General features: G+C 36.2%; 15 protein-coding genes. All 15 read left to right on the top strand.

Annotated elements, in window-relative coordinates; translation table 11 throughout:
- Nucleotides 1-2 precede the first annotated feature (2 nt).
- On the top strand, nucleotides 3-914 hold the full coding sequence (gene yqeK / locus AC4BD1_RS08615) for a bis(5'-nucleosyl)-tetraphosphatase (symmetrical) YqeK (protein WP_490466291.1): 912 nt from the start codon (nucleotides 3-5) through the stop codon (nucleotides 912-914).
- A gap of 63 nt (nucleotides 915-977) precedes the next feature.
- Nucleotides 978-3,404, top strand: a complete 2,427-nt coding sequence (locus tag AC4BD1_RS08610; RefSeq protein WP_490466290.1) for a non-ribosomal peptide synthetase family protein — start codon at nucleotides 978-980, stop codon at nucleotides 3,402-3,404.
- Entirely contained in the window at nucleotides 3,401-4,057 is a 657-nt protein-coding gene (locus AC4BD1_RS08605; RefSeq protein ID WP_206909915.1) for a 4'-phosphopantetheinyl transferase family protein, read from the top strand. Before AC4BD1_RS08610 ends, AC4BD1_RS08605 begins: the two co-directional genes overlap by 4 nt.
- Nucleotides 4,058-4,178: 121 nt before the next feature.
- A complete protein-coding gene (locus AC4BD1_RS08600; RefSeq protein ID WP_206909914.1) occupies nucleotides 4,179-4,553 on the top strand; it encodes a DUF956 family protein in 375 nt (124 codons plus the stop codon).
- Nucleotides 4,554-4,683: 130 nt separating this feature from the next.
- Nucleotides 4,684-4,929 carry a GlsB/YeaQ/YmgE family stress response membrane protein gene (locus AC4BD1_RS08595; RefSeq protein ID WP_490466289.1) on the top strand — a complete coding sequence of 82 codons (246 nt, stop codon included), beginning with the start codon at nucleotides 4,684-4,686 and terminating at the stop codon, nucleotides 4,927-4,929.
- Nucleotides 4,930-5,124: 195 nt separating this feature from the next.
- A complete protein-coding gene (locus tag AC4BD1_RS08590; RefSeq protein WP_206911030.1) occupies nucleotides 5,125-6,189 on the top strand; it encodes a M24 family metallopeptidase in 1,065 nt (354 codons plus the stop codon).
- Between the two features lie 157 nt (nucleotides 6,190-6,346).
- Nucleotides 6,347-6,904: an elongation factor P gene (gene efp / locus AC4BD1_RS08585; RefSeq protein ID WP_206911031.1), complete on the top strand. Its 558-nt coding sequence runs from the start codon at nucleotides 6,347-6,349 to the stop codon at nucleotides 6,902-6,904.
- A gap of 18 nt (nucleotides 6,905-6,922) precedes the next feature.
- Nucleotides 6,923-7,348 (top strand): Asp23/Gls24 family envelope stress response protein, encoded by a 426-nt coding sequence (locus AC4BD1_RS08580; protein ID WP_206911032.1) that lies wholly within the window; start codon nucleotides 6,923-6,925, stop codon nucleotides 7,346-7,348.
- Entirely contained in the window at nucleotides 7,341-7,790 is a 450-nt protein-coding gene (gene nusB, locus AC4BD1_RS08575) for a transcription antitermination factor NusB (RefSeq protein ID WP_206911033.1), read from the top strand. The genes AC4BD1_RS08580 and nusB overlap by 8 nt, the downstream gene beginning before the upstream one ends.
- Nucleotides 7,791-7,884: 94 nt before the next feature.
- Nucleotides 7,885-8,739 carry a bifunctional methylenetetrahydrofolate dehydrogenase/methenyltetrahydrofolate cyclohydrolase gene (locus AC4BD1_RS08570; RefSeq protein ID WP_206911034.1) on the top strand — a complete coding sequence of 285 codons (855 nt, stop codon included), beginning with the start codon at nucleotides 7,885-7,887 and terminating at the stop codon, nucleotides 8,737-8,739.
- Nucleotides 8,740-10,080, top strand: a complete 1,341-nt coding sequence (gene xseA, locus AC4BD1_RS08565) for an exodeoxyribonuclease VII large subunit (RefSeq protein ID WP_490466287.1) — start codon at nucleotides 8,740-8,742, stop codon at nucleotides 10,078-10,080.
- A gap of 3 nt (nucleotides 10,081-10,083) precedes the next feature.
- A complete protein-coding gene (locus tag AC4BD1_RS08560; protein ID WP_206911037.1) occupies nucleotides 10,084-10,308 on the top strand; it encodes an exodeoxyribonuclease VII small subunit in 225 nt (74 codons plus the stop codon).
- The gene (locus AC4BD1_RS08555; RefSeq protein ID WP_490466286.1) at nucleotides 10,308-11,198 is read left to right on the top strand and encodes a polyprenyl synthetase family protein; all 891 of its coding nucleotides are present in this window, start codon (nucleotides 10,308-10,310) and stop codon (nucleotides 11,196-11,198) included. The genes AC4BD1_RS08560 and AC4BD1_RS08555 overlap by 1 nt, the downstream gene beginning before the upstream one ends.
- 8 nt (nucleotides 11,199-11,206) lie before the next feature.
- A complete protein-coding gene (locus AC4BD1_RS08550) occupies nucleotides 11,207-12,025 on the top strand; it encodes a TlyA family RNA methyltransferase (protein WP_490466285.1) in 819 nt (272 codons plus the stop codon).
- Nucleotides 12,026-12,106: 81 nt separating this feature from the next.
- Nucleotides 12,107-12,556 (top strand): arginine repressor, encoded by a 450-nt coding sequence (gene argR / locus AC4BD1_RS08545; RefSeq protein ID WP_067480526.1) that lies wholly within the window; start codon nucleotides 12,107-12,109, stop codon nucleotides 12,554-12,556.
- Nucleotides 12,557-12,569 lie beyond the last annotated feature (13 nt).

The raw sequence follows: 12,569 nt of genomic DNA, 5'->3' as shown, positions 1-12,569 counted from the left end.
CTATGAAAGAAAGAAGTTTTTTGAGCCCAGTGACAGAAAACTTTCTCCACGCAATTGGCGTGGGGAAAGTTTCATATGAGTTAGCAAAAAAATATGAAGTGGATGCTAAACGTGCTTTTATCGCAGGTGTTCTCCATGATTTAGGGGGAGCTATTCCTGATAGTGATCGAGTTGAAATAGCCCAGCTTTATCATATTCCGCTTTTTGAAGAAGAAAAAATGGTTCCAATGCTTGTTCATGCAAAACAAGGAGAATTTTTTGCTCGAAATTTATTTCAAATTGAAGATCCAGAAATATTGAATGCCATACTTTACCATACGACTTGTATCGATGAGGCTTCTTCATTAGTAAAAATCGTTTTTATAGCTGACAAAATACATTGGGATCGAAATGGCAAACCACCATATTTGACGGGATTATTAAAAGCACTTGAACAATCATTAGACGAAGGTTGCAAGTACTTTCTAGAATGGCTATGGCAATCAGATTTATATGTGATCCATCCATTTTTGAGAAGAAGCTACGGATATTATATACAGAATCAAACTTTTCCATTTTTAGACCGGAATACACTAACGAATGAAGAAACTGTCGAAATTACACCAGAAATACGAAAAAAATATTTTCTAAATGAAATTATTTGCGAATTTGAAAAGATATTTGACAGGACAAATCATTCTTTAGAGTTAGCCAAAAGTAATAATGTTGATGCAGATGAAGCGTTTATTGCTGCCGCGCTGATGAACGCAAGTAATACGATTTCTGACAGTGAAAAATCGAAAGTGGCTTTTGCGCTACAACTAGATCCTAATGCACCTAATCTAGTAGCACAAATAAATTATTATTTTGCTGAAACAGAATTTGATGTGAAAAATCCACGTATTTTAGAAATGATAATGAATACCGGAAGCTAATCAGGGAAAATCAGCTCCAAAACTATTTTTTGTTAAGATCGAACGAGTAGGAGGAAATAGATGATGGCCGAATCAAAGGATTTTTTAGAACAAATATTTGATTATGCAGATACAATACCCAATCAAATAGCCTTGGTTGATGATGAAAATGAGTTTACTTATCTTGAAATGAAAGAAAAAATAGAAGCGACGATTCGATTACTAAAAGAATATCAACTTGAAGATCAATGTGTCGCACTTCAGGTAACAAGAGGTGTTTACTTTCCGATTATAGTCTTGGCATTAACAAAAATGTCTGTGACTTTTATCCCACAAGATATCACCCAACCTAAAGAACGACTTAATCAAATGATTGAAACAGCGCAAGCAACAGCAATTATTTCTATAAAAAACGGAAACTATCATGTCCAAAAAATTGACCAAAATAAAATAAAAAACACCAATGCTTGGGCAATTTATTTTACGTCTGGTTCTACAGGAATCCCAAAAGCTGTAGAGATTCCTAGAGAAAATGTGATGAATACAGTGATTTGGGAAAAAAATGAATTTGAAATTAGTATAAAGGATAGAGTAGCAGCATATACACCTTATTCATTTGCAATCAGTTATATTGAACTTTTTTCGACACTTTACTCTGGTGCCACACTTTATGTAGTGAATGAGCAGATTCGTCATGATTTAAATATGCTAGAAGCGTACTTAGTCAAACATTCAATTACATTTATGAACACTACAGCAGTGATTGGGGAACAAATAGTTAAGCGCATGACGATTCCTAGCTTAAGAATATTAACTTTTTCAGGTCAAAGATTCCCTAATATCGATTTAAGTAAGGTATCATATAAAATTTTCAATGTTTATGGGAATACTGAATGCGGGGCTGCAACTATTAAAGAAATGAAATCTACGGATAAAAAAATCACGATTGGTAAGCCAGTCTATCGGATGAACGCATTGATATTAGGGGAAAAGAATGAATCCCTTGCTATAGGAGAGGTTGGTGAGCTCTTTATTTATGGTCCACAAGTTGCAAAAGGCTATTATTTTAATCCAGATGCTACTTCAAAAACATTTATAACTGTAGAAAATTCAAATAATGAAAAAGTTAGAGGATACCGTACAGGAGACTTTGCACGAATCTTACCATCAGGTGAAATCGACTATCTTGGTAGACGCGACCGACAATACAAAATAAATGGTGTACGAATTGACTTAGCAGAAATTGAAGAAGCTTTACAAAAGGTTCTTCCTCAGCTCCAACAAAGTTATGTAACCGTCAGAAAGAATCGTATTTACTGTTGGATTACTAGTGAAAAATGTGAGAATGAACAATTGATACTTGAGCAACTGAATCAATATTTATCTGATGTGATGATACCTACTAGATTGATTCAAATAGACTCGTTACCACTTAACGGCAATGGAAAAACAGACGAAAATCAACTTTTTTCTGAGCTATCAGAACGAGTAGACAGGGACATTCAACGTCACATTAGTACGAACCAAGCAACTATCGAAGCATATTTAACAACAGCTTGGGCACAGATTTTAAATATAGACGAAGAAAACATTAGTTTTGAAAGCGACTTTAAAAAATTAGGTGCTAGTTCCTTACAAATCATGGAATTAGGCGTGAAAATTTTACAAGATAGAAATCAAAAAGTGAACTTTGTTGAATTGCATAAACAAAGTAAGCTCAGTGATATGGCTAAATTATTAGTAAAGGAAAATAATTTTCAATCGATTTATACCTTTGTACCTAGAACAGCTGAAATGAAGGATAATCCGGGCCTATTCATTGTTCATTCAGGAAATACAGGTAGTGATGTCTATCGCCCTTTGTTTGAAAAAATTATTGCGCCAGATTTTCCTATCTATGTCATTGAACCTCATAACTTACTTACCTCAGACGAACGAATTGATGGAATTGAAAACATTGCCAAGTACTACAGTGAACTTATTGCAACCTTTATTCCAGAAAAAAAGATCGGTCAGATTAAACTGATGGGATGGAGCTACGGTGGTGTGGTTGCAAGTGAAATTTGTCACCAAATGATGGAAAATAAAAATCATAAAGAAGTTACTGAGTTGATTATTTTAGATTCGCCATTCTATTTAAGCCAAGAAGATATTGATTTGGCACGAACAAGAGAAAAAACTGGCTATTATCGCAAATATTTTGAAGAAACCCACATTTTTAAAAATAAAGATCAAAAAAATATTACAACAGAACGCTTAATTAAAAATAACCATGAGGTGTTTCAAGATTTAGTTCACTATAAACCTAAAGCATTGACAGTGCCAACTATTTTTATACGGAGTATGGTTGAAGAACGTCCTTTAAGTGATGAACAAATCGATCAACTATTTAGTAATAATCGTATCATCGATGTCTTTTCAAGACATGATTATTTATTTGTTGAGGAAGAGACTGCTTCGATCATCAAAAAGCTTCTTCAACTTACTCCCATAGGAGACTCTGAAAAATGAAACGCATATTGATTGCTCCAATTAATACCATGTTGTTTGAAGAAGTAATGACTTTTGTAAGAGTCGTTGCACCTATGCGATATGATTATGTCTGTCATTTTTATAGAAAAGAAGATCAATACCGTTCGGCGTTAGCCTATGTATTACTTTGTTTAGCAAATAAAAAAATAGTAGGTGAAATCAGTAGAGGTGTCAATGGCAAGCCTTATTTGCAAGAGACAGATTGTCAGATTTCAATTTCTCATACAAATGGATTGGTGAGTGTCGGCATTTCAAATGAAAATATCGGCGTCGACTGTGAAATAGAATCGAATATTGACGAGATAATCATAGATGAATCCTTTTCAAAAAAAGAAAAAATTCAAGTTACTAAAGATGATTTTTTAAAAGTGGTTTTTTGGACTGCCAAAGAAGCAATCAGTAAATTATATAACGAAGACTGGTACTCTTCACCAGCAACAGAATTGATTTACAATAATAGTGAACTAAAAGACACAGTTATTCAGGAAGTCTATCTTCATCCATTTGTTTTTCTTAATGGATGTATCTGTACAGCAAGTTTGAGTGCTGAGCAACCAGATTTTCAAGTAATAACAGAAAAAGAACTTATTGAATTTTTTGATAGTTTTAGCGAATTTTTCTCAAAAAATTGACAAGTTTGGTGATTTCATTCTGCGTTGCTTTATTTTTTAGAAATGTCTATAATTATAATGATAGAGAAGAACGCTTTGTTATGATAAAGCAGAGAATAACTTGAATGGAGTAAATATTAGCATGGTACAATCAATCAATACAAAAGTCGATTTAACAGTCAATGCTACTTCTTATTTAGGAATTACCGAATATGGGAAAATCATGATTGGTGACAAAGGGTTTGAATTTTACAATGAAAGAGATGCGCGTAAGTTTGTTCAGATTCCTTGGGAGGAAGTAGATTATGTCATTGCTTCTGTGATGTTCAAAGGAAAATGGATTCCTCGTTTTGCCATTCAAACAAAACGAAATGGAACGTATTCTTTTTCAGCAAAGAAACCAAAAGTTGTTTTGAGAGCCATCCGTAACTACGTAGATCCTGATCATATGGTTAAATCTTTGAGTTTATTGGATGTTGTTAAGAGAGGCGTTAAGAACATTTTTAAACGAAAATAAAAAAACGAGTGATTTTTCTTAACAGAAAAATCACTCGTTTTTTTGCTATCATCTGCACAGTAAAATCCAATCATTTGCTTGTAAGAAAATCAGTATGATAAAATTATTTTGTAAAGAAGGAGGTTAGATTATGGGTTGGTTATGGACATTGATCGTTGGCGCAATCATTGGAGCAATTGCGGGCGCCATCACAAATAGAGGAAATTCAATGGGCTGCATTACAAATATCATCGCAGGATTGATTGGTTCAAGCATTGGTCAAGCGATTTTTGGCAATTGGGGACCAAGCGCTGCGGGTATGGCGATTGTACCTTCAATTTTAGGTGCAGTTATTTTAGTTGCAGTTGTTTCATTTTTCTTTGGAAAAAAAGCATAAGCTTTTAAATAAACAAAGCAAGTAAGTGATTACTTTTTGTTGCAAAAGAATTTGTCTAGCATTTGCTAAGCAAGTTCTTTTTTCTTTTTCTTAGGGAAAGAAAGTTAACAAATTTTTTTCATTCATATTCGTACGAGAAACAATAATAATTTGCTATAATAGAAAAAAGAAAGTAAAGAAAGAAGGATTTTATTGATGATGGTACGTGTTGAAAAACTCCGCAAAAAAATGCAAGCAGAAAATTTAGATTCATTTTTAGTTACAAGTCCCTATAACCTTCGTTACTTGACCAATTTCACAGGCACTACTGGTTTAGCAGTTATCACATTGGACAAAGCGTTCTTTATTACAGATTTTCGTTACACAGAACAAGCTGCTAGCCAAGCACAAGGCTTTGAAATTATAAAAAATGTTGGCCCGATTTTTGATGAAGTGGCTGATTTAGTAAAGAGAGAAAACCTAAATGCTTTAGCGTTTGAAGAAACAACGGTATCTTTCCTAGAATACTCAGTGTTAGAAGAAATTATCAATGCAGAATTGATTCCAGTTAGTGGAATGATTGAAGAATTACGTGAAGTAAAAGATGAAGAAGAAATCTCAATCATTGAAAAAGCATGTAGCATTGCCGATATGGCTTATGATCATATTCTAAAGATGATTCGCCCGGGAATGACTGAAATCGAAGTAGCAAATCAAGTGGATTTCTACATGCGTTCGTTAGGTGCAACAAGTGTTTCCTTTGATACGATTGTTGCTAGTGGTTTGCGCTCAGCTATGCCTCATGGTGTAGCAAGTGACAAAGTAATTGAACAAGGTGACTTGATCACACTAGACTTTGGTTGTTATTATCAAGGGTATGTTTCTGATATGACTCGAACATTTGCCATTGGTGATCCTGGCGAGAAATTAAAAGAAATCTATCAAATCGTACTAGATGCACAGTTAGCAGTCTTAGATGCAGCTAAACCTGGATTAACAGGAATCCAATTAGATGCAGTAGCTCGTGACTACATTACAAAACAAGGATACGGCGAAGCGTTTGGTCATTCAACTGGTCATGGTATCGGGTTAGAAATCCATGAAGGTCCGAATGTTTCTGCTCGGGCAGAAAAACAATTTGTTCCTGGAAATGTCATCACAGATGAACCAGGAATTTACTTACCAGGAATTGGTGGCGTGCGGATTGAAGATGATTTGCTAATCACAAAAGAGGGGAATCGAGTGTTGACTCATTCACCAAAGGAATTGATTATTCTATAGTTTCACCTGATGTTTAAAAATTTCTTTTCCTGTTTAACGCACTGACTTTTGTTATAGAAAATAGCTAGATTTAGTGATACACTATAGAAGGACTTTTACGCATGTAGAAGATAGCAGAGCTGGGAGTTTTTCTCCGTAAAGAATTAGGAGGCTATTTATGATTTCTGTAAATGATTTCAAAACAGGATTAACAATTGAAGTGGATGGTGGAATTTGGCGGGTAATTGAGTTCCAACATGTCAAACCAGGAAAAGGCGCTGCATTTGTTCGTTCAAAATTAAAAAACTTGCGTACAGGCGGCGTACAGGAAAAAACTTTTCGTGCTGGTGAAAAAGTAGCAAAGGCTCAAATCAGCAATCGAAAAATGCAATATCTTTATGAAAGTGCAGGAAGCCATGTGTTCATGGATTTAGAAACTTATGAACAAATTGAAATTCCTGAAGAACAGATTAAAGATGAATTGAAGTATATTTTGGAAAATATGGAAGTTAACATTATCATGTACGACGCAGAAATTTTAGGTCTTGAGTTACCCAATACAGTTATCCTTGAGGTTGCTGAAACAGATCCAAACATCAAGGGAGACACATCTTCTGGTGGGACGAAGCCAGCAATTATGGAAACTGGGTTAACGGTTAATGTACCTTTCTTTGTGAACCAAGGAGATAAACTGATTGTTAATACCGGAGACGGTTCATATGTATCTCGTGCTTAGGTAAAAGGAGGAAGAAAAATGGCAGATGAAAAAAATCTTGTCTTAAACGCAAATCAAGACTTAGGAGAAATTGTTATTGCTCCTGAAGTAATTGAAGTAATTATTGGGATTGCAGCATCTAAAGTAGAAGGTGTCTATGGCATGCGTGGTACTTTTGCTAGCAATGTGACTGAATTATTAGGTCGTGCAGCTCATGGTAAAGGTGTCTATCTTGCAAATGAAGAAGATGGCTTGAAAGTGGATATTTATTGCTATTTAGAATATGGAGTATCTGTTCCTAAAGTAGCGATGGATATGCAAGAGCGTGTAGTCCAACAAGTTTTATTTATGACAGACATTGCTTTAGCTGAAGTGAATGTTCACGTGGTAGCAGTGGTACCTGAAAAATTAGAACAACCCGTACTGGAAGAACTTTTTGAAGACGATGAGGACGAAAATGAATAAAGAAATATCGAGACATAAGATTCGTGAAATGGCGTTGCAAGCACTGTTTCCACTAGATTTCAATGCAGATTTAACAAAAGAAGACGCAATCATGCATGCCATTGAGTTAGATCAGCGTGACTTGATCAATGAAGAAGAATCGGAGTTTGTTCCGGTTTATCTGGACACACTAGTTGGTGGTGTGTGTGCGAAGAAAGATGAATTAGATCAAACGATTGAAAAACATTTGAAAAATAATTGGCGTATCAATCGAATTTCAAAAATGGATTTAGTGATTTTGCGTATTGCAATTTTTGAAATGAAATATGTGACAGATGTGCCTGCTCCAGTTGCCTTAAATGAAGCAATAGAGTTAACGAAAACATTTAGTGACGATCGTTCACGTAAATTCGTAAACGGCGTATTATCCAATATTTTAAATGAAATGGAAGCTGGGGCATAGGCCCTAGCTTTTTTTTGAGAAATAAAAATCATTGTTATTGGGTAATCAAATTATATGGTAGAATAAAAAGACAAAAAGTTCAGGGAGTGGTTATATGGCAGTCACAATCAATGGAAAAGAATTAGCAGAAAAAATGCAAACAGAAATTGCCGAAAAAGTGCATGAACTCAATGAAGTTGGTATCCATCCTGGCCTAGTCGTTTTATTAGTGGGAGAAAACCAAGCGAGTCAAGTTTATGTTCGAAATAAAGAACGTGTTGCAAAAGAAATTGGTATCCACTCAAAAGTAGAACGTTATCCAGAAACCATTTCTGAAGAAGAATTACTTTTAGAAATTGAAAAATATAATCAAGATCCATTGTTCCATGGAATCTTAGTACAATTACCTTTACCAAAACATATCAACGAAGAAAAAGTATTATTGGCAATCCAACCTGAAAAAGATGTCGATGGCTTCCATCCGATGAACCTTGGACGTTTATTTGCTGGTGATCCAGATATGATCCCCTGCACACCATATGGGATCATGAAAATGTTTGAAGCTTATTCAATTGATCCTGCTGGAAAGCGTGCAGTAGTGATTGGGCGCAGCAATATTGTTGGTAAACCAATGGGGCAGCTATTATTGATGGCAGATGCGACAGTCACCATTGCGCATTCAAAAACAAAAGACTTACCAGCGCTTGCTCGCGAAGCGGATATTTTAGTTGTTGCGATTGGACGCGGTCATTTTGTAACAAAAGAATTTATTAAACCTGGGGCAGTAGTGATTGATGTAGGGATGAATCGAAATGAAGCAGGCAAGCTAATTGGAGATGTCAAATTTGATGAAGTTGAGCCGTTAGCAAGCTATATTACGCCAGTACCTCGAGGGGTTGGACCCATGACGATCACGATGCTGATGTATCAAACAGTTAAGTCTGCCGAAGCTTTTGGAGCAGGTGAATAAATGGCACAAGAATATTTAACAGTAACCTCGTTGACTAAATATCTAAAAAGAAAGTTTGATTTAGATCCTTATTTGGAACGAGTATATCTGACTGGTGAAATTTCTAACTTTCGCCTGCGGGCAAACGCACATCAATACTTCAGCTTGAAAGACGATCATGCAAAAATCTCGGCAATTATGTTTAAAGGCGCGTTTCAAAAACTGAAATTTCAACCAAAGGAAGGAATGAAAGTTCTCGTTGTCGGTCGAATTTCACTTTATGAAGCTGGTGGCTCTTATCAAATCTATGTGGAGCATATGGAACCAGATGGTATCGGTGCGTTGTATCAAGCGTTAGAAGAAAGAAAAGATAAGTTGATGAAAGAAGGTCTGTTCCAAGGACCAAAAAAACCATTACCGCGTTTTCCTAAACGAATTGCTGTCCTAACTAGTCCTAGTGGTGCAGTTATTCGAGATATCATTACGACGGTAAAGAGGCGTTATCCAATTGCTCAGTTAGTATTGTTTCCTACTGTGGTTCAAGGAAACCAAGCAGCAGACGATGTGGTGAAAAATATTGGACGAGTGGAAGCTCTGGGGAATTTTGATACGATGATTATTGGCCGGGGCGGGGGATCGATTGAAGATCTTTGGCCTTTTAATGAAGAACGGGTTGCTAGGGCAATCTATGCGGCAAATACGCCAATTATCTCTTCTGTCGGACACGAAACAGATACAACAATTGCTGACTTAGTTGCGGATGTGCGTGCTGCTACACCAACGGCAGCGGCTGAATTAGCGGTGCCGGTATTATCAGAAGTTTTGTTGAAAATCAATGAACGCCAAGCCCGTTTAGAGCAGGCTTTTTCGCGTCAAATCCAAACGAAGCAACAACGTTTTGAACATTTGAAGCAGTCTTATGTCTTCAGGCAACCAGAACGACTATATGAGGGACAAACGATTAAGTTAGACCACTTCAAGCAACGGTTACAACAAGCTGCACAACAAGTGTATTATGAAAAGGAAAAGCAAGTTATTTCTCTTAATCACCAACTCGAACAGGTAGCTCCTGATTATCGGATAAAAACAGCTAAACAAGAAACAGATTATCTACAGCAACGTTTGAAAGAAAAAATGGAACAATATATGCAACAACAAAAAAATCATTTTCAAACAGCTGTTCAATTACTTGATTTACTAAGTCCGCTGAAAATCATGGGGCGAGGGTATAGCTATACGACATTACCTACTAATCAAGTAGCTAAGAGTGTGACAGAGGTCCAACAAGGAGAACTACTGACTGTTCACTATCAAGATGGGCGAGTTATTACAAAAGTCCAAGAAATCGAAGAAGGAGAATAACCGATGGAAAATCCAACATTTGAAGAATCATTGCAAGAATTAGAAAAAATCGTCGTACAATTAGAACAAGGCGATGTCCCACTGGAAAAAGCATTGGATGCATTTAAACGCGGGATGGAGCTAAGTAAGCAATGTCAAGATACATTAGCAAAAGCAGAAGAAACTTTGACTAAAATGATGACTGAAACAGAGGAAGAAGTCGTTTTTGGTGAGAGCGAGGAAGCTTGATGCAATTAACCAAATTTACAGCAACTAATTTGCCGATAGTTGAACAAGAAATCACCCAATTTTTAATGGAATATACAAGTGATGAAACGCTGAAAGAAAGTATGCTTTATTCGATTAATGCTGGTGGGAAGCGAATTAGACCATTACTGCTTTTAGCAGCAATAAATTCTTTTGGCGAAACATTGACCACTCCGATGTATCAAGTAGCAGGTGCTCTTGAAATGGTCCATACGTATTCATTGATCCATGATGATCTACCTGCAATGGATAATGATGATCTACGTAGAGGAAAACCAACAAACCATAAAATTTTTGGTGAAGCAATTGCTATTTTGGCTGGCGATGGCCTGTTGACGGGTGCCTTTCAATTGATTAGTTTGACACAACTAGAACCTTCGAAAAAATTATTGCTTATTCAACAATTGGCAAGTAGTAGTGGAGCTCAAGGAATGGTTGCTGGACAAACGGCAGATATTTTAGGTGAAAAGCAAGAATTGACTATAGACGAACTTGCCTTTGTCCATGAACGAAAAACGGGTCGTTTGATTCGTTATGCGTTGTTAGCAGGTGGTGTTTTAGCCAATCAACCTGAAGAAGTTCTACTTTGTTTACAAAAATTGGCTGGACATCTTGGCCTTGCTTTTCAAATACGGGATGATTTATTAGATGTGGTGAGCACAACCGAAAAATTAGGTAAAACTGCTGGCAAGGATGCGCAAGAAGGAAAAAATACGTATCCACGTTTGTTAGGAATTGAAAAAACGTATGAAGCTTTAGCAAACGAAATCCAACAAGCAAAGGAATTAGTTACACAGTTGGAAAAAGATGTTTTAGTGTTTGATGGTGATCTGCTACGTCAATTAATTAAACAATTTGATATAGAGAAATGAGGAAAAAAATGGAAAAAGAACGTGTAGACGTTTTAGCCGTTAAACAAGGACTATTTGAAACCAGAGAACAAGCAAAACGCTCGGTTATGGCTGGTTTGATTTATAACGAAAAAAATGAACGTTTTGACAAACCGGGGGAAAAGATTCCTGTTACGAATGAACTGAAAATCAAGGGGAAAAAATTGCCCTATGTTTCTCGTGGGGGCCTTAAGCTAGAAAAAGCGTTAAAAGTTTTTGACCTGACTGTTCAAGATAAAGTGTTATTAGATATTGGTGCTTCTACAGGAGGATTCACTGATGCAGCGTTACAAAACGGGGCAAAGATGAGCTATGCCTTAGATGTTGGCTACAATCAACTTGCTTGGAAAATTCGTCAAGATCCACGAGTAGTTGTGATGGAACGTGTTAACTTCCGCTATTCAAAACCAGAAGACTTCGAACAAGGTGTACCAGAGGTAGCAGTGATTGATGTATCTTTTATTTCACTCAAACTAATGTTGCCACCGTTACATGCGATTTTGGCAGATCACGGAGAAGTAGTTACGTTGATCAAACCTCAATTTGAAGCTGGGAGAGAAGCAGTAGGGAAAAATGGGATCGTCCGGAATGCTCAGACACATCAAAAAGTAATAGAAGATACCTTAGCTTTTGCAATGGAGAGTGGCTATGATGTCTTAGAATTGAGTTTTTCACCAATTACAGGTGGCGAAGGAAATATTGAATTTCTAGCACATCTCCAAAAAGTTTCTGGTAAAGGAACTATGAGCCCGACAATTGATATTTCAGCAGTTGTCACCAATGCGCATGAACAATTTGAACAAAAGTAAGCGGTTTGCAGATTTCTTCTTTCTTAAGCCGAAAAAATAAGCTATCATTAACAAGAAGAATGAGCTAAGGAGCGAAAAGCAATGAGAAAAAAAGATCGACACCGTTTGATTACTCGATTATTGAGCGAGCGTGATATCCGGAAACAAGAAGAGTTTGTCGAAATTTTGAAAAACAAAGGAATTTCTGTAACTCAAGCCACAATTTCTCGGGATATTAAAGAACTAAAGTTGATTAAAGTTCCCGCTTCTGATGGTGGCTACCGGTATAGTTTGCCAGCAGAAACAAGCGAAGATGTTCAAACAAAATTAGAAAAAATTTTAAAAGATGCTTTTGTCGCAGTGGATCAAATGGAAAAATTTGTTATTTTGAAAACTTTACCTGGAAATGCTTCTGCAGCAGCGAATCTAATTGATAAATGTTACAAGAAGGAACTGTTTTCGATTATCAATGATGATGACAATGTTTTGATGATTACACGTACAGAAGAAGATGCAGTCTCATTAAAAAAAGATTTCTTACATTACTTGTAATTAAGGGGTGATT

It is taken from the genome of Enterococcus sp. DJ147D b (genome assembly GCF_058216655.1).
The sequence above is the reverse complement of the archived record's forward strand: the minus strand, read 5'-3'. Positions and strand labels throughout refer to the sequence as shown.

Bases quoted from the DNA above. Each gene is read 5' to 3' on its own strand.
- efp (WP_206911031.1), top strand. From the start codon at position 6,347: ATGATTTCTGTAAATGATTTCAAAACAGGATTAACAATTGAAGTGGAT.
- AC4BD1_RS08590 (WP_206911030.1), top strand. From the start codon at position 5,125: ATGATGGTACGTGTTGAAAAACTCCGCAAAAAAATGCAAGCAGAAAAT.
- AC4BD1_RS08570 (WP_206911034.1), top strand. From the start codon at position 7,885: ATGGCAGTCACAATCAATGGAAAAGAATTAGCAGAAAAAATGCAAACA.
- AC4BD1_RS08550 (WP_490466285.1), top strand. From the start codon at position 11,207: ATGGAAAAAGAACGTGTAGACGTTTTAGCCGTTAAACAAGGACTATTT.
- AC4BD1_RS08560 (WP_206911037.1), top strand. From the start codon at position 10,084: ATGGAAAATCCAACATTTGAAGAATCATTGCAAGAATTAGAAAAAATC.
- AC4BD1_RS08555 (WP_490466286.1), top strand. From the start codon at position 10,308: ATGCAATTAACCAAATTTACAGCAACTAATTTGCCGATAGTTGAACAA.
- yqeK (WP_490466291.1), top strand. From the start codon at position 3: ATGAAAGAAAGAAGTTTTTTGAGCCCAGTGACAGAAAACTTTCTCCAC.
- AC4BD1_RS08580 (WP_206911032.1), top strand. From the start codon at position 6,923: ATGGCAGATGAAAAAAATCTTGTCTTAAACGCAAATCAAGACTTAGGA.
- argR (WP_067480526.1), top strand. From the start codon at position 12,107: ATGAGAAAAAAAGATCGACACCGTTTGATTACTCGATTATTGAGCGAG.
- xseA (WP_490466287.1), top strand. From the start codon at position 8,740: ATGGCACAAGAATATTTAACAGTAACCTCGTTGACTAAATATCTAAAA.
- AC4BD1_RS08595 (WP_490466289.1), top strand. From the start codon at position 4,684: ATGGGTTGGTTATGGACATTGATCGTTGGCGCAATCATTGGAGCAATT.
- AC4BD1_RS08605 (WP_206909915.1), top strand. From the start codon at position 3,401: ATGAAACGCATATTGATTGCTCCAATTAATACCATGTTGTTTGAAGAA.
- AC4BD1_RS08600 (WP_206909914.1), top strand. From the start codon at position 4,179: ATGGTACAATCAATCAATACAAAAGTCGATTTAACAGTCAATGCTACT.
- nusB (WP_206911033.1), top strand. From the start codon at position 7,341: ATGAATAAAGAAATATCGAGACATAAGATTCGTGAAATGGCGTTGCAA.
- AC4BD1_RS08610 (WP_490466290.1), top strand. From the start codon at position 978: ATGGCCGAATCAAAGGATTTTTTAGAACAAATATTTGATTATGCAGAT.